This is a genomic window from Streptomyces sp. 2-1 (assembly GCF_048564895.1).
Taxonomy (GTDB): domain Bacteria; phylum Actinomycetota; class Actinomycetes; order Streptomycetales; family Streptomycetaceae; genus Streptomyces; species Streptomyces phaeochromogenes.
Genome location: NZ_CP183383.1, coordinates 8,547,872 through 8,570,063, shown reverse-complemented (window position 1 = coordinate 8,570,063; position 22,192 = coordinate 8,547,872). Strand labels below are relative to the sequence as shown.

18 protein-coding genes and 2 pseudogenes are annotated in these 22,192 nt (G+C 70.9%); 15 read left to right on the top strand and 5 right to left on the bottom strand.

From position 1 onward, the window contains the following. Window positions 1–82 precede the first annotated feature (82 nt). Window positions 83–826: a peptidyl-tRNA hydrolase gene (locus ACN20J_RS37750; protein WP_419669024.1), complete on the top strand. Its 744-nt coding sequence runs from the start codon at window positions 83–85 to the stop codon at window positions 824–826. A gap of 29 nt (window positions 827–855) precedes the next feature. Here the strand turns inward: ACN20J_RS37750 and ACN20J_RS37745 are convergent, their stop codons facing one another. Together ACN20J_RS37745 and ACN20J_RS37740 are read right to left on the bottom strand one after the other, a co-directional pair. After that, window positions 856–1,716, bottom strand: a complete 861-nt coding sequence (locus tag ACN20J_RS37745) for a class I SAM-dependent methyltransferase (protein WP_419667631.1) — start codon at window positions 1,714–1,716, stop codon at window positions 856–858. A 116-nt stretch (window positions 1,717–1,832) separates the two neighbouring features. After that, complete coding sequence (locus ACN20J_RS37740; protein WP_361901154.1) at window positions 1,833–2,450, bottom strand: helix-turn-helix domain-containing protein; 618 nt, start codon at window positions 2,448–2,450, stop codon at window positions 1,833–1,835. Between the two features lie 156 nt (window positions 2,451–2,606). On the opposite strand from ACN20J_RS37740, the gene ACN20J_RS37735 reads away from it, so the two are divergent. Next, window positions 2,607–4,217, top strand: a complete 1,611-nt coding sequence (locus tag ACN20J_RS37735; RefSeq protein WP_419667630.1) for an MFS transporter — start codon at window positions 2,607–2,609, stop codon at window positions 4,215–4,217. Window positions 4,218–4,242: 25 nt separating this feature from the next. Here the strand turns inward: ACN20J_RS37735 and ACN20J_RS37730 are convergent, their stop codons facing one another. Further along, window positions 4,243–5,082 carry a GntR family transcriptional regulator gene (locus ACN20J_RS37730; RefSeq protein ID WP_189841291.1) on the bottom strand — a complete coding sequence of 280 codons (840 nt, stop codon included), beginning with the start codon at window positions 5,080–5,082 and terminating at the stop codon, window positions 4,243–4,245. A 261-nt stretch (window positions 5,083–5,343) separates the two neighbouring features. Here ACN20J_RS37730 and ACN20J_RS37725 point away from each other — a divergent pair, with 261 nt between their 5' ends. The 5 genes from ACN20J_RS37725 (at window position 5,344) to ACN20J_RS37705 (ending at window position 11,597) form a co-directional block, all read left to right on the top strand. Continuing rightward, window positions 5,344–6,612 carry an extracellular solute-binding protein gene (locus tag ACN20J_RS37725; protein WP_419667629.1) on the top strand — a complete coding sequence of 423 codons (1,269 nt, stop codon included), beginning with the start codon at window positions 5,344–5,346 and terminating at the stop codon, window positions 6,610–6,612. A 79-nt stretch (window positions 6,613–6,691) separates the two neighbouring features. Next, window positions 6,692–7,681 (top strand): carbohydrate ABC transporter permease, encoded by a 990-nt coding sequence (locus tag ACN20J_RS37720; protein ID WP_419667628.1) that lies wholly within the window; start codon window positions 6,692–6,694, stop codon window positions 7,679–7,681. After that, the gene (locus tag ACN20J_RS37715; protein ID WP_190226932.1) at window positions 7,678–8,520 is read left to right on the top strand and encodes a carbohydrate ABC transporter permease; all 843 of its coding nucleotides are present in this window, start codon (window positions 7,678–7,680) and stop codon (window positions 8,518–8,520) included. The genes ACN20J_RS37720 and ACN20J_RS37715 overlap by 4 nt, the downstream gene beginning before the upstream one ends. A gap of 66 nt (window positions 8,521–8,586) precedes the next feature. After that, the gene (locus ACN20J_RS37710) at window positions 8,587–10,122 is read left to right on the top strand and encodes a beta-N-acetylhexosaminidase (protein ID WP_419667627.1); all 1,536 of its coding nucleotides are present in this window, start codon (window positions 8,587–8,589) and stop codon (window positions 10,120–10,122) included. A 47-nt stretch (window positions 10,123–10,169) separates the two neighbouring features. After that, window positions 10,170–11,597, top strand: coding sequence for a cellulose binding domain-containing protein (locus ACN20J_RS37705; RefSeq protein WP_419667626.1), 1,428 nt, complete (start codon window positions 10,170–10,172; stop codon window positions 11,595–11,597). Between the two features lie 147 nt (window positions 11,598–11,744). Here ACN20J_RS37705 and ACN20J_RS37700 read toward each other — a convergent pair. Beyond that, window positions 11,745–12,201, bottom strand: a pseudogene (locus ACN20J_RS37700) (transposase); the annotation flags it as partial. A gap of 177 nt (window positions 12,202–12,378) precedes the next feature. Then, a pseudogene (locus ACN20J_RS37695) lies at window positions 12,379–12,525 on the bottom strand (MarR family transcriptional regulator); the annotation flags it as partial. 316 nt (window positions 12,526–12,841) lie between these two features. On the opposite strand from ACN20J_RS37695, the gene ACN20J_RS37690 reads away from it, so the two are divergent. The 8 genes from ACN20J_RS37690 (at window position 12,842) to ACN20J_RS37655 (ending at window position 22,084) form a co-directional block, all read left to right on the top strand. Further along, window positions 12,842–14,446 carry a peptide ABC transporter substrate-binding protein gene (locus ACN20J_RS37690; protein ID WP_419667625.1) on the top strand — a complete coding sequence of 535 codons (1,605 nt, stop codon included), beginning with the start codon at window positions 12,842–12,844 and terminating at the stop codon, window positions 14,444–14,446. Between the two features lie 83 nt (window positions 14,447–14,529). Further along, window positions 14,530–15,966: a M14 family zinc carboxypeptidase gene (locus tag ACN20J_RS37685; protein ID WP_419667624.1), complete on the top strand. Its 1,437-nt coding sequence runs from the start codon at window positions 14,530–14,532 to the stop codon at window positions 15,964–15,966. Beyond that, entirely contained in the window at window positions 15,963–16,886 is a 924-nt protein-coding gene (locus ACN20J_RS37680) for an ABC transporter permease (protein WP_189841284.1), read from the top strand. The genes ACN20J_RS37685 and ACN20J_RS37680 overlap by 4 nt, the downstream gene beginning before the upstream one ends. Continuing rightward, window positions 16,879–17,793 (top strand): ABC transporter permease, encoded by a 915-nt coding sequence (locus ACN20J_RS37675; protein ID WP_364183345.1) that lies wholly within the window; start codon window positions 16,879–16,881, stop codon window positions 17,791–17,793. The genes ACN20J_RS37680 and ACN20J_RS37675 overlap by 8 nt, the downstream gene beginning before the upstream one ends. 7 nt (window positions 17,794–17,800) lie before the next feature. Then, the gene (locus ACN20J_RS37670) at window positions 17,801–18,838 is read left to right on the top strand and encodes an ABC transporter ATP-binding protein (protein ID WP_246574877.1); all 1,038 of its coding nucleotides are present in this window, start codon (window positions 17,801–17,803) and stop codon (window positions 18,836–18,838) included. Next, window positions 18,828–19,856 carry an ABC transporter ATP-binding protein gene (locus ACN20J_RS37665; RefSeq protein ID WP_419667623.1) on the top strand — a complete coding sequence of 343 codons (1,029 nt, stop codon included), beginning with the start codon at window positions 18,828–18,830 and terminating at the stop codon, window positions 19,854–19,856. Before ACN20J_RS37670 ends, ACN20J_RS37665 begins: the two co-directional genes overlap by 11 nt. 18 nt (window positions 19,857–19,874) lie before the next feature. Further along, complete coding sequence (locus tag ACN20J_RS37660; RefSeq protein ID WP_246574876.1) at window positions 19,875–20,528, top strand: FMN-binding negative transcriptional regulator; 654 nt, start codon at window positions 19,875–19,877, stop codon at window positions 20,526–20,528. Continuing rightward, window positions 20,525–22,084: an amidohydrolase family protein gene (locus tag ACN20J_RS37655; RefSeq protein WP_419667622.1), complete on the top strand. Its 1,560-nt coding sequence runs from the start codon at window positions 20,525–20,527 to the stop codon at window positions 22,082–22,084. Before ACN20J_RS37660 ends, ACN20J_RS37655 begins: the two co-directional genes overlap by 4 nt. Window positions 22,085–22,192 lie beyond the last annotated feature (108 nt).

Below are 22,192 nucleotides of genomic sequence, written 5' to 3'. Positions count from 1 at the left end.
TCCGCCTGGCAGACTGGGGAGCGTGAGCAGCGACCAGACCAGCACCTCCGGTGCCGACGCCGGGGACACCCCGCAGGACTCCCTGGACGGCACCCCGCAGGACAGCCCCTTCCGGCACGAGCGGACCGCCCGCGACGAGGCACCGCAGTATGTGCTGCCCCTGGTCGTCCGTATCGAGCGGAACGAACCGCCGGGGCGTACGGACGCGCTGGAGACCGCGGCCCGTGCCGTCCTGGTGATGCTCGGCGACGAGCGGTCGTTGGGGGACGGGGAGTGGGCGCAGGCGATGCGGGACTGGCAGGACGCCCGGATCCGCAAGGTCGTCCGGCGGGCGCGCGGCGCCGAGTGGCGGCGGGCCGAGGCGCTGCCCGGCATCACCGTCACCGGAAAGTCGGCCGAGGTCCGGGTCTTCCCGCCGGTCCCGCTCGACGGCTGGCCCAAGGACCTGGCACGTCTCCAGGTCTCCGGCACGGACCTGGACGACCCGGAGCCGCCGGGGGACGCCGACCCGGCGGCGCCCGTGCTCTGGATGAACCCGGACCTGGAGATGTCGGCGGGCAAGTCGATGGCCCAGGCGGGCCACGGCGCCCAACTGGCCTGGTGGGAGCTGTCGGACGAGGACCGCACGGCCTGGCGCGAGGCGGGCTTCCCCCTCACGGTCCGCACCGCCGCCCCCGCCCGGTGGACCGAACTCACCACGAGCGGACTGCCGTTGGTGCGCGACGCGGGCTTCACGGAGATCGCGCCGGGGACGACGGTCGCCGTCGAGGGGTACGACCGTGTCCGCGCTCTCCGGCCGGACCACGTGCGCCGGTCGGCCGACTAGAACACTCGCGTCCCCACGGACAGTAGGGGTCAGGTGCGGCGCGCCGCCCACACCGTGCGCTCGGTGCGCACACCGAGGTCGGTGCGGCGCAGGACGCTGTGCGGGCTGTCGGTGTCGAGGAGCCGATCGAGGGCGGTCCGGTCCTCGGCCGTCAGGGCGGACGCGGCGCTGCCGCGCAGGCGGCGCAGACTACTGAGCGCGTACCGGCCCACCGAGTCGGTGTGGGGCGGACCGATGTCGACCGTGACGGTGCGCTCGACCTCGACCGTGAAGCCGGCTTCCGTGAGCTTGGTACCCCAGTCGGCGCCTCGGTGGGGTACCTGCTCGGCCTGGTGGTGGTCGAGCGCCGCATGGCAGCGCTCCTCAAGGCCAGGAGCCTCTTCCGGGGCGCCGACGGGCAGGAACCGGGGGAAGCCGGCCAGCTCGACCACGGCGAACAGTCCGCCCGGTGCCAGCAGGTCGTGGACCTGGCGCAGGGTGCGGTCGGGGTCGGACATGTGGTGCATGGAGGCCGATGCCCAGACCAGCTCCGGCGTGCCGAGGTCGGGCCACGCCTTCGCGTCGAGGTCGGCCCGCACGATGCGCAGACGGTCCGCCGCTCCGGCCGCCTTCTCCTGGAGGCGGTGCAGATGGGCGGCCGAGACGTCGACCGCCGTCACCTCCGCCCCGGGAAAGCGGTCGAGCAGAGCGAGGCTGCCGGCTCCGGTCCCGCAGCCCAGATCCACGATGCGGCGGGGGCCGGCCCCGACGGGCAGCCAGGCGGTGATGGACGCGATGTGTTCGGCGAGCACGTCCGCGTCCAGGTCGAGGATCTCCGAGTGGTCGCCTGCGTCGTGCTCATGCTCATGCTCGTGAACATGGCGCGCTGTGTGCGGGAAGGCGTGGTTCATGCGGCCAAGCTAGGCGGGCCCATCGCGTGTGACCTGGTGGCTTCCGGAATGCGCAAGACGATGACCGGCTGAGCTGCGGGACACGCAAGCGGTCGCAGTCACGGGGACGCAGACGGCTACGAAAATGGCGACGGAGATGGCGACGGCGACGGGCGGCTCGCCTTCCCCGCGTCCTCACCGCGCTGGTGGCCCCGGCGGGCATCTCGGTCGAAGATGCCGAGGATCTCGCACGGCCCGCCCTCGGCCCCGATGGCGTGCGGAAGCATCGTGGTGAACTCCGCCGCCTGGTTGGTCTCGATCCGCAGACGCCGGTTGCCCAGGAGCAGGACCGCGGTGCCGGAGAGGACGACGAGCCATTCTCGGCCCGGGTGGGCGCGCATCCGCGCGGGGTTGTCGGGCGGCGGATCGGTCATGCGCTGCCGTACGACCGTCATGCCGGGCTCCGCCTTGATGGGCCAGCGCATCAGCCCGTGGGACGCGTCGATCATCGGGTTGGAGATGACGTCGTCCGTGCCGGTCTCGACCAGCTGGTCGAGGGAGGTGTCCAGGGCGCGGGCCAGGGTGACGAGCTGGTCCAGGGCCAGTCGGCGCTGACCGGTCTCGATGCGGCTGAGCGTGGACTGGCTGACCTGGGCGCGGGTGGCCAGCTCCTCCAGGGACCAGCCCTGGGCCACGCGGAGGGCACGGATGCGTTTGCGTACCAGGCTGTCCAGCTCGCCATTGTCTTGCGTCATAGGCAACATCGTATGCCCACGCGGCAAGAAGCGCTTAGCGTCGTTCTTGTCCGGCCCCGCAGTCCGCAAGGACCGGGCCCACTCCTGTCACCCATCACCCTTTGCGCTCCGGCGCCGATGTCCGCATGCCCTCTTGAGAGGAATCCCGAGGAATCCATGAGTACGAACCAGGCTCCGGAAGAGAGCCCCGCCCCAAGCGGCGTCGGCGCCCCGGGCGAAGGCGGGCCCGACGCGCGTCAACGTCGCACGATCCTGATCGCCGTCTGCATCGCGCTGATGGCCGTCATCGCCTCGGTGTCCGGGCTCAACGTCGCCCAGCCCGACCTCGCCGTCGCCTTCGACGCCTCGCAGAGCACGGTCCTGTGGATCATCAACATCTACACGCTGAGCCTGGCCGCGCTCCTGTTGCCGCTGGGCGCGATCGGCGACCGCTTCGGCCGCAAGCCCATGCTGCTCACCGGTCTGACCGTGTTCGGCGTCGCCAGTGCGGTGGCGGGTCTGGCCCCGTCGACCGAGGTCATGCTCGCCGCCCGGCTGCTGAGCGGAGTGGGCGCGGCCATGATCATGCCGATCACCCTCGCCGTGATCACCTCGACCTTCCCCAAGGAGGAGCGGGGACGGGCGATCGGCGTGTGGACCGGTGTGGCGGGCGGTGGTGGCGTCCTGGGCATGTTCCTCTCGGCCGCCCTGGTCGACGCGGTGAGCTGGCGGTGGCTGTTCGTCCTGCCCATCGCACTCGTCGTGGTCGCCCTCGCCATGACGCTGCGGTCCGTCCCCAACTCCCGCGAGCGGTCCGGGCACGCCTTCGACACCGTCGGCGCGCTGACGTCCGTCGTCGCGGTGGTCGGGCTCATCTTCGTGCTCCAGGAAGGCCCCGAGCGGGGCTGGACCGCCCCCGCGACCCTGGCCGGCCTGGCCGTCGGGACCATCGCGGCCATCGGCTTCGTAACCTGGGAACTGCGTCGTCGGGACGCCGCGCTCCTGGACGTACGCCTGTTCCGTGAGCGTGGTCTGGCCGGGGGCTCGATCACGCTGCTGGTGGTCTTCGGGGTCCAGGCGGGCATCTTCGTGGTCCTCTTCCCGTTCTTCCAGGCCGTTCTCGGCTGGTCGGGGCTGTTGTCCACCCTGGCGCTGATGCCCATGGCCCTGGCGATGATGACGGCCTCCGGGCTCGCCCCTCAGCTGGCTTCACGCGTCGGCCCCCGGGCGACCATGGCCACCGGCATCCTCCTGGCCGGTGCCGGTCTGGCGCTCATGGCCGCCGTCGTCTCCGTCGACGGCGGCTATCCGTCCGTCCTTCCCGGGATGCTCGCCATGGGCGTCGGCATGGGGCTGTCGATGACGCCCTCCACCGAGGCCATCACCAGTGCCCTCCCCCGGGAGCGCCAGGGCGTCGCGTCCGCGCTCAACGACGTCACCCGCGAGTTCGGGACCGCGCTCGGCGTGGCTCTGCTCGGGGCTCTCCTGTCCGCCGGCTACCGGGGCGCCATCGACTCCCGGCTCGCGGGCGTTCCCGAGGGGCCGGCAGACACCGCGCGCGAAGGTGTCGCCAACGCGCTCGACGTCGCGCCCCAGGCCGGCGCCCATGCGCGGTCGCTGGTCCGCGCCGCCCAGGAGTCGTTCGTCGACGGCTGGCAGAACGCCATGTGGGCGGGGGTCGCCGTCATGGCCGCCCTCTTCGTCTACGTCCTCGCCCGCGGGCCGCAGCAGTCCACGGGCACACCGGCAAACCGGCCGGAACCGGCGGCCGACGCGATCGCTCCGTAACCCCCGACCACGACGAGAAGCCCGCTCACGGTGCCGACTGGATGTCCCCCCGCGTGGAGGACGCGATGGTGTCGCGGTGTGCGAAGTCGCCCGGCGGGATGCCGGGGTGGTGTCCCAGCCGGGCCGGCTGCGCCGTCGCCGAGGGGTCGAGGGTGAGCCGGGAGACGATGCGGTAGCGGTCGCCGCGGTAGATCGAGTGGACGTATTCGACGGGCCGCCCCGTGGTGTCCGAGGTGAGCCGCTCGAAGAGGAGCGCCGGAGACAGCTCGGGAACGTCGAGCAGTTCGGCCTCGGCCCTGGTGACGACGGTCGGCTCGATCGCCTGCACGGCCTCCTGGACGTACACGCCGTGCTGTTCGCGCAGGTGCTCGTACAGGTCGCCGGCCTCCAACTCCTCGGCGGACAGGGTGGGGACGAGATCGGCCCTGATGTGCAGATGCTCGATGGCCATCGGGGCTCCGTCGACCAGGCGCAGCCGTGCCACGTACACGATCTCGGCGGCGGGCGAGATGCGCAGCTTGCGGCCCACGCGGGCGCCGGCCGCGAAGGTGGTGAACTCCAGGAGGCGGCTCGACCAGGCCCCGGAGGCCGGGGGCGCCGTCATGGTCTGCTGGCCGGAGACGAGTTCCTGGGTGATCTTCTCGGGTGCCACGAACATGCCTCGGCCGTGCTCCCGCACCAGGAGCCCCGCGGCGACGAGTTCGTCGACAGCCGCGCGCAGGGTCGGGCGGGACACACCCAGCTGGGCACAGAGGGCGCGCTCGGAGGGGATCGCGTCACCCGGGCGCTGCGACTCGACGAGTTCGAGGATGAAGTCGCGGACCCGCTCCCGTTTGAGGACCGCACCTGGTGCGTCTTCCTTCATGCCGTGCCCCCTCATGCGCGCCAGCTGCTTTACCAGTTGACCAGTGGTCGCGCGCAACTGCCCTCCTGGTGGGGCGAAGTGTAACCGCTGCCGAACGGTGATCGCCCAGCTCCCGACCGGCCAAGTCGTCAATAACCCAGTGGACGCAGGGGGTTGACGCCACACATTGGTCTATGCCAGTTTCATCCCCGCATCAAGAGGTGAGCTGTCCAGTGGGCTTCACTGGTCAGGTGGTTGGGTCATGTCCTCCAGAGGTGAACCGTGAAGCTCCGCTTGTTTGCCGGTGTGTCCGTGCTTGTGATGACCGCCGGGCTGAGTGCCTGCAGCAGTTCCTCCGACGACTCCGACGGCAGTTCCGGCGGGAGCACCACCATCGATGTCTGGCTGATGCGCGACAGCGTCTCGGCCGAGTTCCAGAAGGACTTCGTCAAGGGCTTCGAGGCCGCTCACCCGGACATCGACGTCAAGGTGCAGATCCAGGAGTGGGACGGCATCGGCGAGAAGGTCACGGCGGCCCTCGCCAGCAGTGACGCACCGGACGTGATCGAGACCGGCAACACCCAGGTCGCCCAGTTCGCACAGAGCGGGGGCCTGCTCGACCTCAGCGACAAGACCGACGAACTCGGGGGCAAGGACTGGCTCAAGGGCCTCGCCGAGCCCGGCGCGTACGCGGGCAAGCAGTACGGCATCCCGTACTACGCCGCCAACCGCGTCGTCATCTACCGCACCGACCTCTTCAAGGAGGCGGGTGTCGACCCGGCCGCGATCAAGACCCGCGACCAGTGGATCGCCGCCACCAAGAAGCTCAACTCCGGTGACACGCAAGGCATCTATCTGCCCGGTCAGATGTGGTACGCCCTCGCGGGCTTCGTCTGGGACGAGGGCGGCGACCTCGCCACCGAGTCGGGCGGCAAGTGGCAGGGCGGCCTCGACACCCCCGAGGCGATCCGCGGCATGGAGTTCTACGAGAAGCTCCAGGCACTCGGCAAGGGCCCCAAGGACTCAGACGAGGACAGCCCTCCGCAGGCGGACGTCATGGCCAAGGGGAAGGTCGCCCAGGTCATCTCGACTCCCGGCGGCGCCAACGTCATCGTCGAGAACAACCCCGAACTGAAGGGCAAGCTCGGCTTCTTCCCGATCCCGGGGAAGACCGCCGGGACACCGGGTGCGGTCTTCACCGGCGGCTCCGACCTCGTCATCCCGACGGCCTCCGCCAAGCAGGACGCGGCCTACACGTTCATCAAGGAACTCACCGGCGACGCCTGGCAGAAGAAGCTCGCCGTCGCCATGAGCTACGTCCCGAACAAGACCACCCTGGCCGGCGCGGTCGCCTCCGACCCGGGCGCCTCGGCCATGGCGGTCGGCGCCGCCGAAGGCCATGCCACGCCCAACACACCGGGCTGGGCCGCCGTCGAGGCCAAGAACCCGATCAAGGACTACATGACGGCCGTTCTCACCGGCGGCGACGCCGAGAAGGAAGCCGCCACCGCGTCCGACGCCATCACCACGGCGATGAACTCCGGCTCCTGACCAGCCAGAACATCGGAACCGTTCACGCACCGGAACCGCCAACACACCGGAACCGCCAACGCACCGGAGGAGGAGTGCCGTGTCGGCCGTCCGAGAGCAGACCGCGCCCCACCCCCCACCGAGCACCCCCCGACCCCGGCGCACCACCCGCTCAGGAGGGCGCGGCCCGTCGAAGGACGGCGGCCGCGGGATCTGGCCGTACGTCCTGATCGCACCCGCCGTACTCGGCACGCTCTACCTGCTCGTCTATCCCCTGGTCCGCGCTGTCGTGATCTCGCTGCAGGACTTCGGACTGCGCCAACTCATCCTGGGCGACGCGCGTTTCGTCGGGCTCAAGAACTACGAGACGCTGCTCGGCGACAGCCGCTTCTGGGAGGTCGTGCGCCGCACGTTCCTCTTCATGGCGGTCAACGTCGTACTGATCATGGTGCTGTCCACGCTGGTGGCGCTGATGATCGAGCGGCTGGGCCGGTTCGGCCGAATCGCGGTCCTCAGCGCGCTGGTGCTGACCTGGGCGATGCCCGTTATCGCGGCGACCACCGTCTTCCAGTGGCTGTTCCACTCGGAGTTCGGCATCGTCAACGCGGTCCTGACGGATCTTGGGTTCGAGTCCTTCGACCGCTACCCCTGGTTCGCGCACGGACCGGCCGCCTTCGCCATCCTGGTCGCCCTCATCGTGTGGCAGTCCGTGCCGTTCGCGGCGATCACCCTCTACTCGGCCCTCACCACCGTCCCCACCGAGCTGTACGAGTCGGCGCGGCTCGACGGGGCGTCGGGGCCGCGGATCTTCCGGTCCATCACCTATCCGATCGTCCGGCCGATCTTCATGCTCGTGCTCTCGCTCGAAGTGATCTGGACCTTCAAGGCGTTCGTCCAGATCTGGGTGATGACCAACGGCGGGCCCGGCGACTCGACCACGATCCTGCCCGTGTACGCGGTGCAGACCGCCCTGTCGAGCCAGCGTTACGACCTCGGCTCGGCGGCCTCCATGGTCACCGTCGTGCTGATGTCGGGCGTGCTCGTCCTCTACTTCCGCCAGATGTTCCGCCAGGAGGACGAGCTCTCATGAGCACCACCACCCGGCTCCGCGTCCGCCGACTGCCCCTGAACGCCGCCGCCGTGGTCACGGTCGTGGTGTGCCTGTTCCCGGTCTACTGGATGGTCGCCACCGCGTTCACCCCGACCCGCGACATCCAGTCCGACAACCCCCGGATCCTGCCGGAGAGCTGGACGCTCGACCACTTCCGCACGGCCGTCGGCGCCGACGGCTTCGGTCTGTTCTGGCGCAACAGCGTCCTCGTCACGCTGAGCGCCGTCCTGCTCGCGCTCGTCATCGCGCTCGGGGCCGCCTACGCGGTCGCCCGGATGAGGTGGAAGGGGCGCCGGCAGTTCGTGCTCATGGTCTTCATCGCCCAGATGGCGCCCTGGGAGTCGCTGATCATCCCGGTCTACATCATCTCCCGTGACACGGACATGCTCGACCGGCTGCCGACCCTGACGCTCGTCTACTTCATGATGACGCTGCCGTTCACCCTGATCGTCCTGCGCGGCTTCATCGACACGATCCCCCCGGAGCTGGAGGAGTCGGCGCAGGTCGACGGCTGCACCCGGATGGGCGCGTTCCGGCACATCGCGTTCCCGCTCCTCGCCCCGGGTCTGATGGCCACCTCGCTGTTCGGCTACATCACCGCCTGGAACGAGTTCACGTACGCCAACTTCCTGATCATCAAGCAGCAGGACAACCGAACCCTGCCCGTGTGGCTGTCCTCGTTCCAGAACGTGTTCGGCACCGACTGGGGCGCCACCATGGCCGCCTCGACCCTCTTCGCCGCCCCGGCACTCGTGGTGTTCCTGGTGCTCCAGCGCCATGTCACCTCGGGCTTCGCCGCCGGCGCGGTCAAGGGCTGACCCCCGCACAGTCCCCCCGCACACACCCCCCGCAGTCCCCCGCGAGCTTCGTTCCGGAGGCGATCCGTGCCCGCACAGCCGTCCCCCATCACCCTCGTCCCCCGCCCCACCAGGACCGTGCTGCGGCCGGGGTACTTCACGCTGGACGACGACACCGCCCTGAACATCGGCGCAGGCACCGAACAGGCCGCGGAGCTGCTGCGCACCCTGCTCGCCCCCGCCACCGGACTGGCCCTGCCACCGTCCCCGAGCGGGCAGTTGAAGCTGGCCATCGACTCCGGTCTCGGCGGCAGTCTGGGCGGCGAGGGATACGTCCTCACGGTCGCCCCGTACGCCGTGCTGCTGCGCGCCGCGCACCTCACCGGTCTGCTGCGCGGTATCCAGACGATCCGTCAACTCCTGCCCCCACAGGCCCTGGCGGAGACTCCGCAGGGCGACACCCCGTGGCTGCTGCCCTGCTCCGAGATCACCGACCACCCCCGTCACCCCTGGCGCGGCGCGATGCTGGACGTGGCCCGCCACTTCCAGCCCGTCTCCTATCTGCGCCGGTACGTCGACGTGCTGGCCCTGCACAAGATCAACGTGTTCCATCTGCATCTCACCGACGACCAGGGCTGGCGCATGCCGGTCGCCGCCCGCCCCAAGCTCACCGAGATCGGCGGCCATCGCGCCGAGTCCCAGACCGGCCCGGCCGGCAGCGGCACGTACGACGGCGTCCCGCACGGCGGGGCGTACACGCGGGCCGAACTCACCGGTCTGGTGCGGTACGCGGCCGCTCGCGGCGTCACCGTCATGCCGGAGATCGAGATGCCGGGGCACGTACGCGCCGCCCTCGCCGCCTATCCCTCGCTGGGCAACCACCCGGAGCGCGGCCTCGACGTCTGGACGCGCTGGGGTGTGTGCGACACCGTCCTCGGTGTCCACGACGAGGTCCTCGACTTCTGCCGCACGGTCCTCGAAGAGGTCATGGACGTCTTCCCGTCGCCGTACATCCACCTCGGCGGCGAGGAGTGCCCCACCACCGAGTGGACGCACAGCGCCACCGCGCGCCAACGGGCGGCGGCGGAGGGGCTGTCGACCCCCGAGGCGCTGCACGGCTGGTTCCTCGGGCAGATCGGCGACTTCCTCGTCCGCCGCGGACGCCGGCCGGTCGGCTGGGCCGAGACCGGCGCCGAACTGCCCCTGGACTTCACCGTGATGACCTGGCGCGACCCGTCCCACACCCTGACGGCGGCGCGCCGCGGCCACTCCGTGATCAACGCGTACCACCGGGCCACGTACCTCGACTACGCCCAGTCCGACGGCCCCCACGAGCCGCCGGCCCAGCCCGGCACCGTCGTCGATCTGCGCGCGGTCCACGCCCACGACCCCGTACCCGAGGACGCGGACGCCGAGGCGGCCGGGCGGGTGCTCGGCACCCAGACCCAGCTGTGGACCGAGTTCGTCACGACACCCGCCCACATCGAGTACCTCACCTACCCGCGGCTGTGCGCCCTCGCCGACCGCGGCTGGAGCGGCGCGACCGACTGGGCCGACTTCCGTGCCCGGCTCGGCGAGCACACCGCCCGGCTGGACGCGCTCGGCATCCACCGCCACCCCTGACCTGTCCGTTCCGGGAATCACCCCCACCTTTCTGGAGAGGAACAACGATGAGATTCGCCAAGAAGAGGCTGCGCGCCACCGCACACACCGCCGTCGCCGTGGCCATGGGCGCAGCCGCGCTCACGGCACTCCCCACCACCGCGAGCGCGGCCGCCGACGGGCTGAGCGTCCAGTACCGTACGAGCGCCACGGGAGCCGCCGCCGACCAGGCCGAACCCTGGTTCAAGGTGACGAACACCGGTTCCGGCACAGTGCAGTTGAGCGGTGTCAAGGTCCGCTACTACTTCAAGGCCGACTCGGCGAGCGCGACCTACCGCTTCGCCTGTTCCTGGGCGGTCAAGGGCTGCGCCAACGTCACGGGCACCTTCGGCACCCTCGCCAACCCGACCGCCACGGCCGACCGTTACCTGGAGATCGGCTTCACCTCCGGTGCCGGTTCGCTCGCCCCGGGCGCCGACACCGGAGACCTGCAACTGCGCTTCTACCAGTCGAACTGGGCGTCGCTGAACCAGAGCGACGACTACTCCTTCGGCGCCTCCCGGACGTCGTACGGCGACTGGACCAAGGTCACGGCCCAGCTGGCCGGCACGCTGCTGTGGGGTCAGGCCCCGGCGGGCAACGGGCCGACGGATCCGCCCACCGACCCGCCGACCGATCCTCCGGCCGAGGGCGCCTCGCTGTTCGACGACTTCAACTACACCGGCCACACCGACCCGAGGATCTCGGCGAACGGCTGGAACGTGCGCTCCAACTCCGGTGGCCCCGGCGTGCCCGGCGCCACCTGGGCGCCCGAGAACGTCACCTTCGCCACCACCGGCGGCAACTCCATCATGAACCTGGAGACCTCGACCGCCGGCACCGCGGCGAGCACCGAGCAGACCGAGATCCTCACCAGGTCGACGAAGTTCAAGAACGGCACCTACGCGGCCCGCGTCAGGTTCAACGACGCGCCCAAGTACGGCCCGGACGGCGACCGCCTCGTCCAGACGTTCTTCACCATCAACGACCTCCAGGCACCGATGGCGGACAACTACGCCGAGTACGACTTCGAGTACCTGCCCAACGGCGGCTGGGGCGAGCCGGCCAACATCCTCTACACGACGTCCTGGGAGACCTACCAGGCCGACCCGTGGGTGGCGGTCAACCAGCACACCGAGGCCCGCCAGAGCTTCAGCGGCTGGCACGACCTGGTGCTGACCATCGACAACAGCACCATCAAGTACTACATCGACGGACAGCTCTTCGGCACCCACGGCGCCCAGTACCTGCCGGAGCGGCCGATGTCGATCAACTTCAACCAGTGGCTGATCGACCTCGCGGGCCAGACCAGCACCACCGCGCGGGCGTACGACCAGCAGGTCGACTACGTCATGCACGTCAAGGACCAGGTCCTCACGCCGGCCCAGGTCACCGCCAAGCTGAACGCGTACCGCAGCGCGGGCACCCGGTTCGAGGACACCGTCCCCGGCGTCTGACCGGACCCTGACCGGCCCGGGGCCGTCCCCAGGCCGGTCACCCTCCGCTGCCGGCCCTGCGGCTCGCGGCCGACGTGACGATCGTCGAGCACCACGCGAGGTCAGCGGCGTCCACGGGCGCCGCGGACAGGGCGTCGAGCCAGCGCTGCCAGAGGTCGGCCCTGCTCCACGCGGTGAAGCGGCGGTGCGCGGTGGAGTGCGAGATCCCGAACTGCGCCGGAAGCTGCTGCCAGCTGCAGCCCGAGGTGAGCACGTAGACGACGGCGGTGAACGCCGCGCGTTCGTTCGCGGAGCTGGAGGCAGACCCGGAGGCCAGCAGCGGTTCGGCGGCGGCCCAGAGCGCGTCCGGTACGAGATGCCGTGCCAGGACCGGGCTCAGTGTGGCGGAGAGGTGCTCGCGGATCTCCTCGTCGTCCGCCGGCGCGGGTGTCGACGTCGGTTCCCCGGCTACCGGGCCGCCCTTCTCCTGGAGTCCGGCCGCCGGGGCCGCGCTCTCGTCCGTGGGCCGGTCCGCCGGCCGGTCCGCCGCCTGGTCGGCGGCCTGGGACCGGTACGTACGCCACTGGGTCAGCAGGTCCTGGTGGCTGCCCCGGACCCAGCGCATGTAGTCGCGCATGTTGCCCAGGCGGCGGCGAGGCGCCTCCTCCTCCGGGCCGAGCAGCTCCATGGCCCGCTCGGCGAGCTGTTCCTGCCGGTCCAGATAGCGGCGCTCACCGGCCAGGAAGCTGCCCCACACGTCGTCGTCGACGCGGAAGTAGTGACTGCGTTCCCCCGGCACCGCGTGCCGTCTGATGAACCCGGCCTCGACCAGGCGCCGGGTCGCCAGCGAGACGGAACCCGCGCTGACCCGCAGGGCACGGGCGAGCGCAGCCGACGAGACGTACGGAACATCCGTGATGAGCAGGTAGGCGATGATGCGGCCGTCCATCCGGCTGCTCCCGGCCGCCTCCCAGACCAGCCCGACCTCCTCCACGAACGACTCCCGGCTCCAGCCGCCACTGTCCTGGTGTCCGGAGCCGTCGAGATGTCCGGAGCTGTCGTACGTGGTGCTGGCTGGCGCCTCGCCCGGCATTGATTCCTCCTCGTAAACTTTCATCTCATCTTAAAAGTTTCGCAGCTTTGCATTGACATGGCATCTCAGCGACGCCCAGTATCCCGGTACGCGCCCTGGTGAGCACCCGGCAGCCCAGGCCCTTTTCCTGAGGCCGGGCCATGGCGCGCCCCTGCTCTCCCATGGAGTCGTCGTGCCCAGATCACCCATGTTCACAGCCCCGGCGAGCCTATCGCTGGGCCTGGTTCTCGCCCTCGCCTGTTCCGGTTGCTCCGGCGGCACGAAGGACAGCGGCGGTTCGTCGGGGACCGGCGGATTCTCGGTCGCCGTCGCCGAACCCGACCATCTCACCCCGGGCCGCAGCACGGTCGGCTGGGACCAGCTGCGCGTGCTCTTCGCCCCGCTGGTCAAGGTCGACGCCAAGGGCGGGATCAGTTACGTGCAGGCGAAGTCGGTGACCTCCACCGACGCCCGGCACTGGACCATCAAGCTCCGCTCCGGCTGGAAGTTCCACAACGGCGAGGCGGTCACCGCCCAGAGCTACGCCGACGCCTGGAACGCCACCGCCTACGCCCCCAACGGCTGGGCGGGCAACGGCCAGCTCACCGGCATCGAGGGCTACGCGGCGCTGAACCCGGCCAAGGGCAAGCCGAAGACCAAGACGCTCTCGGGCGTGAAGGTCGTCGACGCCACGACCCTGGACGTCACGCTCACCAGCCCGGACAGCCAGTTCCCGCTCCAGCTCACCCCGAGCCAGCTCGGCTTCTACCCGATGCCGAAGGCCGCGTTCACTGACCCCAAGGGCTACGACAGGAAGCCGATCGGCAACGGCCCGTTCCGGATGACCTCCGCGTGGAAGGCCGACGAGGGCACCACGGTCAGCGCCTACGCGGCGTACCGGGGGCCGAAGCCCAAGTCGTCCGAGATCACCTTCAAGAGCTACGCCGACCTCAACACCGCGTACACCGACGTCCAGGCGGGCAACATCGACCTCGCCTATGTGCCGGTCAGCAAGTACGGCCAGGCCAAGGCCGACTTCGGGGACCGGCTGCACACGTACGACGCGCCGTCGCTGGAGTTCATGGGCCTGCCGCTGCAGGACAGGAAGTTCGACGACGTCCGGCTGCGCAAGGCGCTGTCCATGGCGATCGACCGGTCCGCGGTCAACAAGGCCATCTACGGCGGCCTCTACACCCCGGCCACCTCCCTCACCCCGTCCTCCGAGGTCGGCGCCGAGACGGACATCTGCGACGCCTGCGCCTTCGACCCGGCCGCGGCGAAGAAGCTCCTCAAGGAGGCGGGCGGCTGGTCCGGGAAGCTGACGATCACCTACCCGGGCGGGCTCGGCCTCGACGAGCTCTACAAGGCGGTCGCCAACCAGCTCAGGCAGAACCTGGACATCCCCGACGTCAGGGCCCAACCGACCGCCGACTGGGCCGAGTTCAGCGAGAAGGCGTTCGGCGGGAAGATCACCGGCCTCAACCACGCGCACTGGGGCGCCCTCTACCCGAGCATGCAGGCGACCCTGCGCGGCATCTTCACCAAGGCCGGCGGCTGCCAGGTGTGCAGCCACTACAGCGACGGCGACGTCGACAAGCTGCTCCAGCAGGCGGACAGCGCGGCCGACACCACCGCGGCGGCGAAGCTCTACAACGAGGCGCAGAAGCGCATCCTCCAGGACTTCCCGGTGATCCCGCTCTTCTACGGCAGCTACATCTACGCCAGCACCCCCAAGGTGACCGGGGTGACCGTGGGCCCGGCCGACGTCGAGCTCAGCCGGATATCCGTCGTCGGCTGACCGTCCCGCTCCCCGTTGTACGCGTCCGCGTACGACGGCACCCGCACCCCCGTACCCCCGACACCCCGGAGATCCGCACCAGCATGACCGCCGCGACATCCGAGCAGTCCGCCCCCGCCATGCCGTCCCCCGGGAACTGGGTACGGCACGCGGCGACCGTCCCCGAGACCCACGCCTACCCGGCCGTGGACGAACTCCTCGCCTCCTTCAGGCAGTTGGCGAAGGCCCATCCCGGCCTGGTGACCGAGAGCCGGATCGGCACCTCCACCCTCGGCGAACCCCTGTACTGCTTCACGGTGGGCGAAGGACCCGCGAGCCTCACGACGGACGGGGACGGCGGATACGTCGTCGTCGGCGGGGTGCACCCCAACGAGCCGGTCGGCGCGGTGACCGCCCTGCACCTGGCCAGGGCCCTGTGCGAAAGCCCGGAACTGCGCGGGCACTTCGGCGGGGCCTGGCACATCGTGCCCTGCATCGACCCGGACGGGGCCCGCCTCAACGAGGGCTGGTTCGCCACCCCGACCGACAAGCGCAACTACGGGCGCCACTTCTACCGGCCTGCCGGCAACGAACAGGTCGAGTGGACCTTCCCGTTCGCCTACAAGAAGGCGTGGTTCGACCGGGTACTGCCCGAAACCCTGGCGCTGATGCGGCTGTTGGACGCCACCCGGCCTCGCTTCCTGACCACCCTGCACAACTGCGAGGCGGGCGGCGTCTATTACTACATGAACCGTCCGGCCCCGGAGCTGTACGGAGTCCTGACCGAGATACCGGCCTCCCTCGGCATGCCGCTGGCGACCGGCGAACCCGAGGCCGCCCACGCCCCGGTCTACTCCCCCGCCGTCTACGGCTGCATCGACATGAAGGACGCGTACGACTATCTCGAAGGGCTCGGCGTCGACGCCGCAGCGAAGATCGCGGGCTCGTCGAGCGCCGCGTACGCCGAGCGCTACGGCACCTTCTACTTCGTCACCGAGGTGCCGCACTGGAGCCATCCCGACGCCGACGACAACACGCCCATCGAGCAGCGCCACGCCGACGTGGTCCGGGGCCGGGCGCGGGCGCTGGGCGAGGCCGGGACCTTCCTCGGCGGCATCCTCGACGCGGCGAACCCGCACCTGACCATCCAGTCCCCGTTCCTGCGGGCGGTCCGCGAATTCGTACCGTCGCTGGCCGAACTCGCCACCATGGAGTCGGCCCGCGCGGACGGACTGCCCGACCGGGCCGCCACGGTCTCCGAACGCTTCGACTGCGAGGCCGGTGTGCACAGTCTCCGCGTCCGCTTCGGGGGCATGCTGCTGCGCGCCCTGAACGCGGAGGTGGTCGCGGGCACCGCCACCCCCGAAGTGCGCCGCTGCCACCGAGAGTTGCTGGAGACGTACGAGACGTGGGAGCGCGAGGCCGGCCCGGCCACTGGCGACCCGATCGCGATCTCCACGCTGGCCGGGATCCAGTACGGGGCGCTGCTGGCCGCCGCGGACCACGCCCGCGACAGAGATCTCACGAGGGACCCCGGATGACGTACCTCATACGCCGCCTGCTGGAGGCGCTGCTCGTCTTCTTCGGCATCAGCCTGGTCATCTACGCGATGACGTACGTCCTGCCGGGCGACCCCATCGCCGCACTCGCCGGCGACCGGCCGCTCGCCCCGAGCGTGGCACGGGCCCTGCGCGAACAGCACCACCTCGACGATCCGTTGCTGGTCCAGTACGGCCACTATCTGGCCGGGCTCTTCCACGGCGATCTCGGGACCGACTTCAGCGGACGCTCGGTCGCCGAGCAGATGGCCGACCGCTGGCCGGTCACGCTGAAACTGGCGCTGACCGCCTGGGGCATCGAGGCGGTCGTCGGCATCGGACTCGGGGTGCTCGCCGCCCTGCGCCAGGGGACCTGGACGGACCGTACGGTGCTCGCGTTCACGATCGGCGCCACCTCCGTGCCGGTGTTCGTGCTCGCGTACACCGCGCAGGTCGTCCTCGGCGTACAGCTCGGGTGGTTCCCGGTTGCCGGCAACACCGACGGCTGGCCGACGAGCTATCTGCTGCCCGCGCTGTGCGTCGCGGCCTTCGGACTGGCGTCGGTGTCCCGGCTGGTCAGGGCCGAGGTGATCGAGAACCTGCGCGCCGACTACGTACGCACCGCCGTCGCCAAGGGCCTCACCCGGCGCCGGGTGGTCGGCGTCCACGTGCTGCGCAACTCCCTCATCCCGGCCGTCACCTATCTCGCCATCGACCTCGGCTACCTGCTCGGCGGCACCGTGATCATCGAGGGCGTCTTCAACCTCCCCGGCATCGGCCAGCTGCTCTTCCAGGCCATCCGCGCCCACGCCGGACCGACGGTGGTGGGGGTGTCGACCGCTCTGATCCTGATCTTCCTGGCCGCGAGCGTCCTGGTCGACCTCCTCAACAGCCTCCTGGACCCGAGGATCCGCCATGACTGACGCCGCTCTCTCCCCTGAAAAGCTCGGGGCACCCGGGACTTCGCCCGAGGCTTCGTACCAGGCCCCACAGGGCACCTGGCACGAGCTGCGCCGCAGGCCGGTGTTCCTCCTCACCGGCGGTTGCGCGCTGCTGCTCCTCCTGCTCGCCGCCGCGCCGGGGCTCTTCGCGGGCTGGTTCGGCCACGGCGACCCGACCGTCTGCGAACTGGGCCACAGCGCCGAGGGCCCGGCCCCCGGGCACCCCTTCGGATACGACGTCCAGGGCTGCGACCTGTACGCCAACGTCATCCACGGAGCGGGCGCCTCGCTCGGCGTCGGACTGCTCGCCACCGGTCTCGGGCTCGCCGTCGCACTGGTCCTCGGCTGCCTCGCCGGGATGGCGGGGCGGATCGTCGACAGCGTGATCGCCCGGATCACCGACGTCTTCCTCGGCTTCCCGTTCCTGCTCGGCGCGATCGTCGTCCTCAACAGCTTCACCACCCGGGACGTGCCGACCGTGGCCGGAGTGCTGGCGCTCTTCGGCTGGCCGACCATGACTCGGGTGGTACGGGCGTCGGTTCGGTCGGTGCGCGAGGCCGACTACGTGGTGATGGCCCGCAGCCTCGGCGCGAGCCAGTGGCACATCGTGCGCAGACACGTCCTGCCGAACGCCCTCACCCCGGTCCTCGTCCTCGCCACCATCACGGTCGGCGGAGTGATCGTCGCCGAGGCGGCGCTGACGTTTCTCGGTGTCGGGCTCCAACCCCCCTCTATCTCCTGGGGACTTCAGCTCGCGGGAGCCCAGAACTCCTTCCAGACCCACCCGCACCTGCTGATCTTCCCCGGGCTCTTCCTCTCCTTCACCGTCTTCGTGCTCATCACCTTCGGCGACACCGTGCGTGACGCCCTGGATCCGAGAGGCCGGTGACCTCCTCATGGACCACACGAACATGGGCCACACGACCGTCAAAGCCCCGCTGAACGACCCGCTGTTGGACGTCCAGGACCTCACCGTCGACGTGCTGTCCCGGTCGGGCGCCGCCCAACGGGTCGTCCACGGAGTCTCGTTCACCCTCCAAGAAGAGGAGACGCTCGCCCTCATCGGCGAGTCCGGGTCCGGCAAGAGCATCTCCGCGATGGCCGTGATGGGCCTGCTCCCGGCCACCACGGCCCGGGTCGGCGGCAGCGCCCGGCACCGGGGCACGGATCTGCTGACCCTGCCCGAGGACCAGTTCCGCGCGCTGCGCGGCAGGCGCATCGCGATGGTCTTCCAGGACGCCCTGTCCGCCCTCAACCCCACGCTCACCGTGGGCTTCCAGATCGCCGAGACCATCCGGGCCCACGAGGGCGTCGGCCGCCGCGAGGCCCGCGCCAGGGCCGTCGAGCTGATGGCCCGGGTCCGCATCCCCGACCCGGCCCGCCGCTACCGCGACCATCCGCACCAGTTCTCCGGCGGCATGCGCCAACGCATCATGATCGCGATGGCGGTGGCGCTCAGCCCCGACGTCCTCATCGCCGACGAACCCACCACCGCCCTGGACGTCACCGTGCAGGCCCAGATCATGGAACTGCTCGCCGAACTCCGCGAGGAGACCGGCTCCGCCCTGCTGCTGATCACCCACGACCTGGGACTCGCGGCGGGCACCGCCGACCGGGTCGCCATCATGTACGCCGGGCGGATCCTGGAACAGGCCCCGGTCCAGGAGCTGTACGACCGGCCCGCACACCCCTACACCCGGGGCCTGCTCGCCGCCGTGCCCCGCCTCGCCGGAGGCACCGACGACCTCAACCCGATCCCGGGCAGCCCGCCGGGCCCCGGCCTGCTGCCCGCCGGCTGCGCCTTCCATCCGCGCTGCCCCGACGTCGGCGAACGCTGCGCGACACAGGAGCCGATGCTGCTCCCGGCCCTCCCCGACCCGCCCGCGCGCCTCGTCGCCTGCCACTACCCGCTGGAGGTCTCCGGTGCCCGATGACGTCCCGACCGGTGCCCCGCTCGTTGAGACCGGCGCCCCGCTCCTCGATGCCCGCGGCCTGGTCAAGCACTACCGGTCCGGCGGGCTGCCCCTCGGTGGCCGGCGCCGGGCCACGGTCAAGGCCGTCGACGGCGTCGACCTGACCCTGCGGCGGGGCTCGACCCTCGGCCTCGTGGGCGAGTCCGGCTGCGGCAAGTCGACCCTCACCCGCCTGCTGATGGCGCTGGACCGGCCCACCTCCGGCACCGTGCTCGTCGAGGGCCGGGACCTGCTCGCCCTGCCGTCGGCCGAACTCCGCCGCCGCAGGCGGGACATCCAGCTGGTCATGCAGGACCCGTACACCTCCCTCGATCCCCGGATGACGGCCCTGGAGATCGTCCGCGAGCCGCTCGACATCCACCGCGACCTGATGCCGAAGAAGGAACGCGCGTCCTGGGCCCACGAGTTGCTGCACATGGTCGGGCTCGACCCCGGGCACGCGCACCGCCACCCCCACCAGTTCTCCGGCGGACAGCGCCAGCGCCTCGGCATCGCCCGCGCACTCGCGCTGCGCCCGAAGATCCTGGTCTGCGACGAGCCGGTGTCGGCGCTCGACGTGTCCGTGCAGGCGCAGGTGATCAACCTCTTCAAGGAGCTGCAGCGGGAGTTCGGGCTCAGTTACGTGTTCATCGCGCACGATCTTGCGGTCGTCAGGCATGTCGCCGACGAGGTCGCCGTCATGTATCTGGGGCGGATCGTCGAGCACGGCGACCGCGACACCGTCTACTCCCGCCCCGCGCATCCGTACACCCGGGCGCTGCTCTCGGCCGTCCCCGATCCGGACCCGCGCGGGCGGGGCGCCACCGGCCGCATAGTGCTGCAGGGCGACCCGCCCAGCCCGACCCGGCCACCCACCGGCTGCGCCTTCCACACGCGCTGCTGGAAGAGCGAGGAGATCTGCGTGGCTCAACAGCCTGTTCCGGTCCCGGAGTCGACCGTCGGACGGCGGCAGGTCTCCTGCCACTTCCCCGAGAACTGACAGGACGGAACAGCGCACATGCTGGAACAGGAGATCTTCCGGGTCACCGACCCCGGACGGATCCGTGATCTCGCGAGAGCCCACCCCTGGGCCACCCTGATCAGCCACACTCCCGACCGCGGACTGGTCGTCTCCCACCTGCCGGTCCTGGTCGACGACTCAGGCCAGAACACCGAGGACGCCGGGGACACCCCGGACGCCGGCTGCACGCTCCTCGGCCACCTCGCCAGGACCGACGCCAGGAAGCACGAACTCGGCTCCCACGAGGTCGTCGTCGTGATCCAGGGACCGCACGGCTACATCTCGCCGAGCTGGTACGAGGAGACACCCCACGTCCCGACCTGGAACTTCACGGTCCTGCACGTCCACGGCCGCCCCGAGGTCCTGGACCCGGCGGACACCTACGACGTGCTGTCCGCCACCGTCGACCACTTCGAGGACCGCTTGCCCGAGCCATGGCGGCTGGCCCGCGTGGAGAGTTACGCCCACCGGATCGCCGCCGCCGTCACCGGATTCCGGCTGCCCGCCACGAAGGTGACGGCCAAGGCGAAACTCAGTCAGGACGAGCGCGAGGAGATCGTCCTCCGCCTCGCCGGGGCCCTCGAATCCGGCCGGCCGTACGCCGTTCCCGAACTCGCCCGCGCCATGCGCGACATCCGGAGGAAGCCGTGACCCACCCCAACACCGTGACCGGTCCGAACGCCGCGACCGGCCCGAACACCGCAGCACCCGGCACCCCCTCGGCCACCGCCGAGCCGCTCACCCTGCGCCGCGTCCACCTCGGCGCGGGCGGACCGCTGAGCGATGTCCGTATCGAGTCCGGCCTCGTCAGGGCCGTCTTCCCGGCGGGCGAATCCCCGCACGCGGACGGCCGGAGCCTCGACCTCGACGGCCGTACGCTGCTGCCGGGGCTGTGGGACTCGCACGTACACATGGTCCAGTGGGCGGGCCTGCGCCGCCGGCTCGACGTGTCCGGCGCCAGGTCGGCGAGGGAAGCCGCGGACGCCACAGGTCGGCAGGCGGCCACGCTGCCACCCGGGGAGCCCATGATCGGCCACGGCTTCCGCGACGGACTGTGGCCGGACGCGCCCCACAAGGACCTGCTCGACGCCCTCGTCCCGGACCGCCCCACCGTGCTGATCAGCATGGATCTGCACTGCGCCTGGCTCAACTCGCCCGCACTCGCCCTGGTGGACCGCGGCGACCACCCCACCGGACTGCTGCGCGAGGACGAGTGCATGCGGGCCATGGCCGAACTCCCCACCGCCCCGGTGGAGTTGACGGACCAGTGGGTACAGGACGCCTGCGTCGCCGCCGCCGCGCGCGGGATCACCGGCATCGTCGACTTCGAGTACGCCGACAACATCGCGGACTGGACCCGCCGGATGAACAGCGCCCCGGTGCCCCTCCGCGTGGCCGCGTCCATCTGGTCCCCGCAGCTGGAGGCGGCGATCGGGCGCGGGCTCCGCACCGGCCAGACCCTGGACACCCCCGGCGGGCTGCTGGAGGTCGGGCCGTTCAAGCTGCTCACCGACGGCTCGCTCAACACCCGTACCGCGCTGTGCCACGAGGCGTACCCGGGCGCGGTCCCCGGCGAGCCCGGCTCCCACGGACTGGAGCAAGTGCCCCCGCAGGAGCTGGTGTCCCTGCTGCGCCACGCCTCCTCCCACGGGATCGAGCCCGCGATCCACGCGATCGGGGACCGCGCCAACGAGATGACCCTCGACGCCTTCGAGGCGGTGCGCTGCCACGGCCGCGTCGAGCACGGCCAGTTGCTCGCCCTCAAGGACATCCCGCGCTTCGCCGAACTGGGCGTCACCGTGAGCGTCCAGCCCACCCACGCGGTGGACGACCGGGACGTCGCCGACCGGCACTGGGCGGGCCGGACCCACCGGGCGTACGCCTTCGCCGACCTGCTCGACGCCGGGGCCGTCCTGGCGCTGGGCTCCGACGCTCCCGTCGCACCGCTCGACCCCTGGCTGACCATGGCGTCCGCCGTGACCCGGACCGGCGACGAGCGCCCGCCGTGGCACCCGGAGCAGCGGATCCCGGTGGCGGCCGCCCTGGCCGGCTCGTCCCGGGGGCAGCGGCTGATCCGGGTCGGCGACCGGGCGGACCTGGTGATCACCGACGCCGATCCGCTCACCGCGGACGCCGGGACCCTGCGCGAGATGCCGGTGCACGCCACGCTCCTCGCCGGCGCCTGGACCCACGGCCCGTCGATGTGACCGGTTCGCCGCGGCCCGTTCGCCGCGGCCTGTCCGCTGCGACCCGTTCGCGGCACCCCTTCGCCGTGGCCTGTTCCGGTCCGACGATGACCATCTTGGTCTAGACCT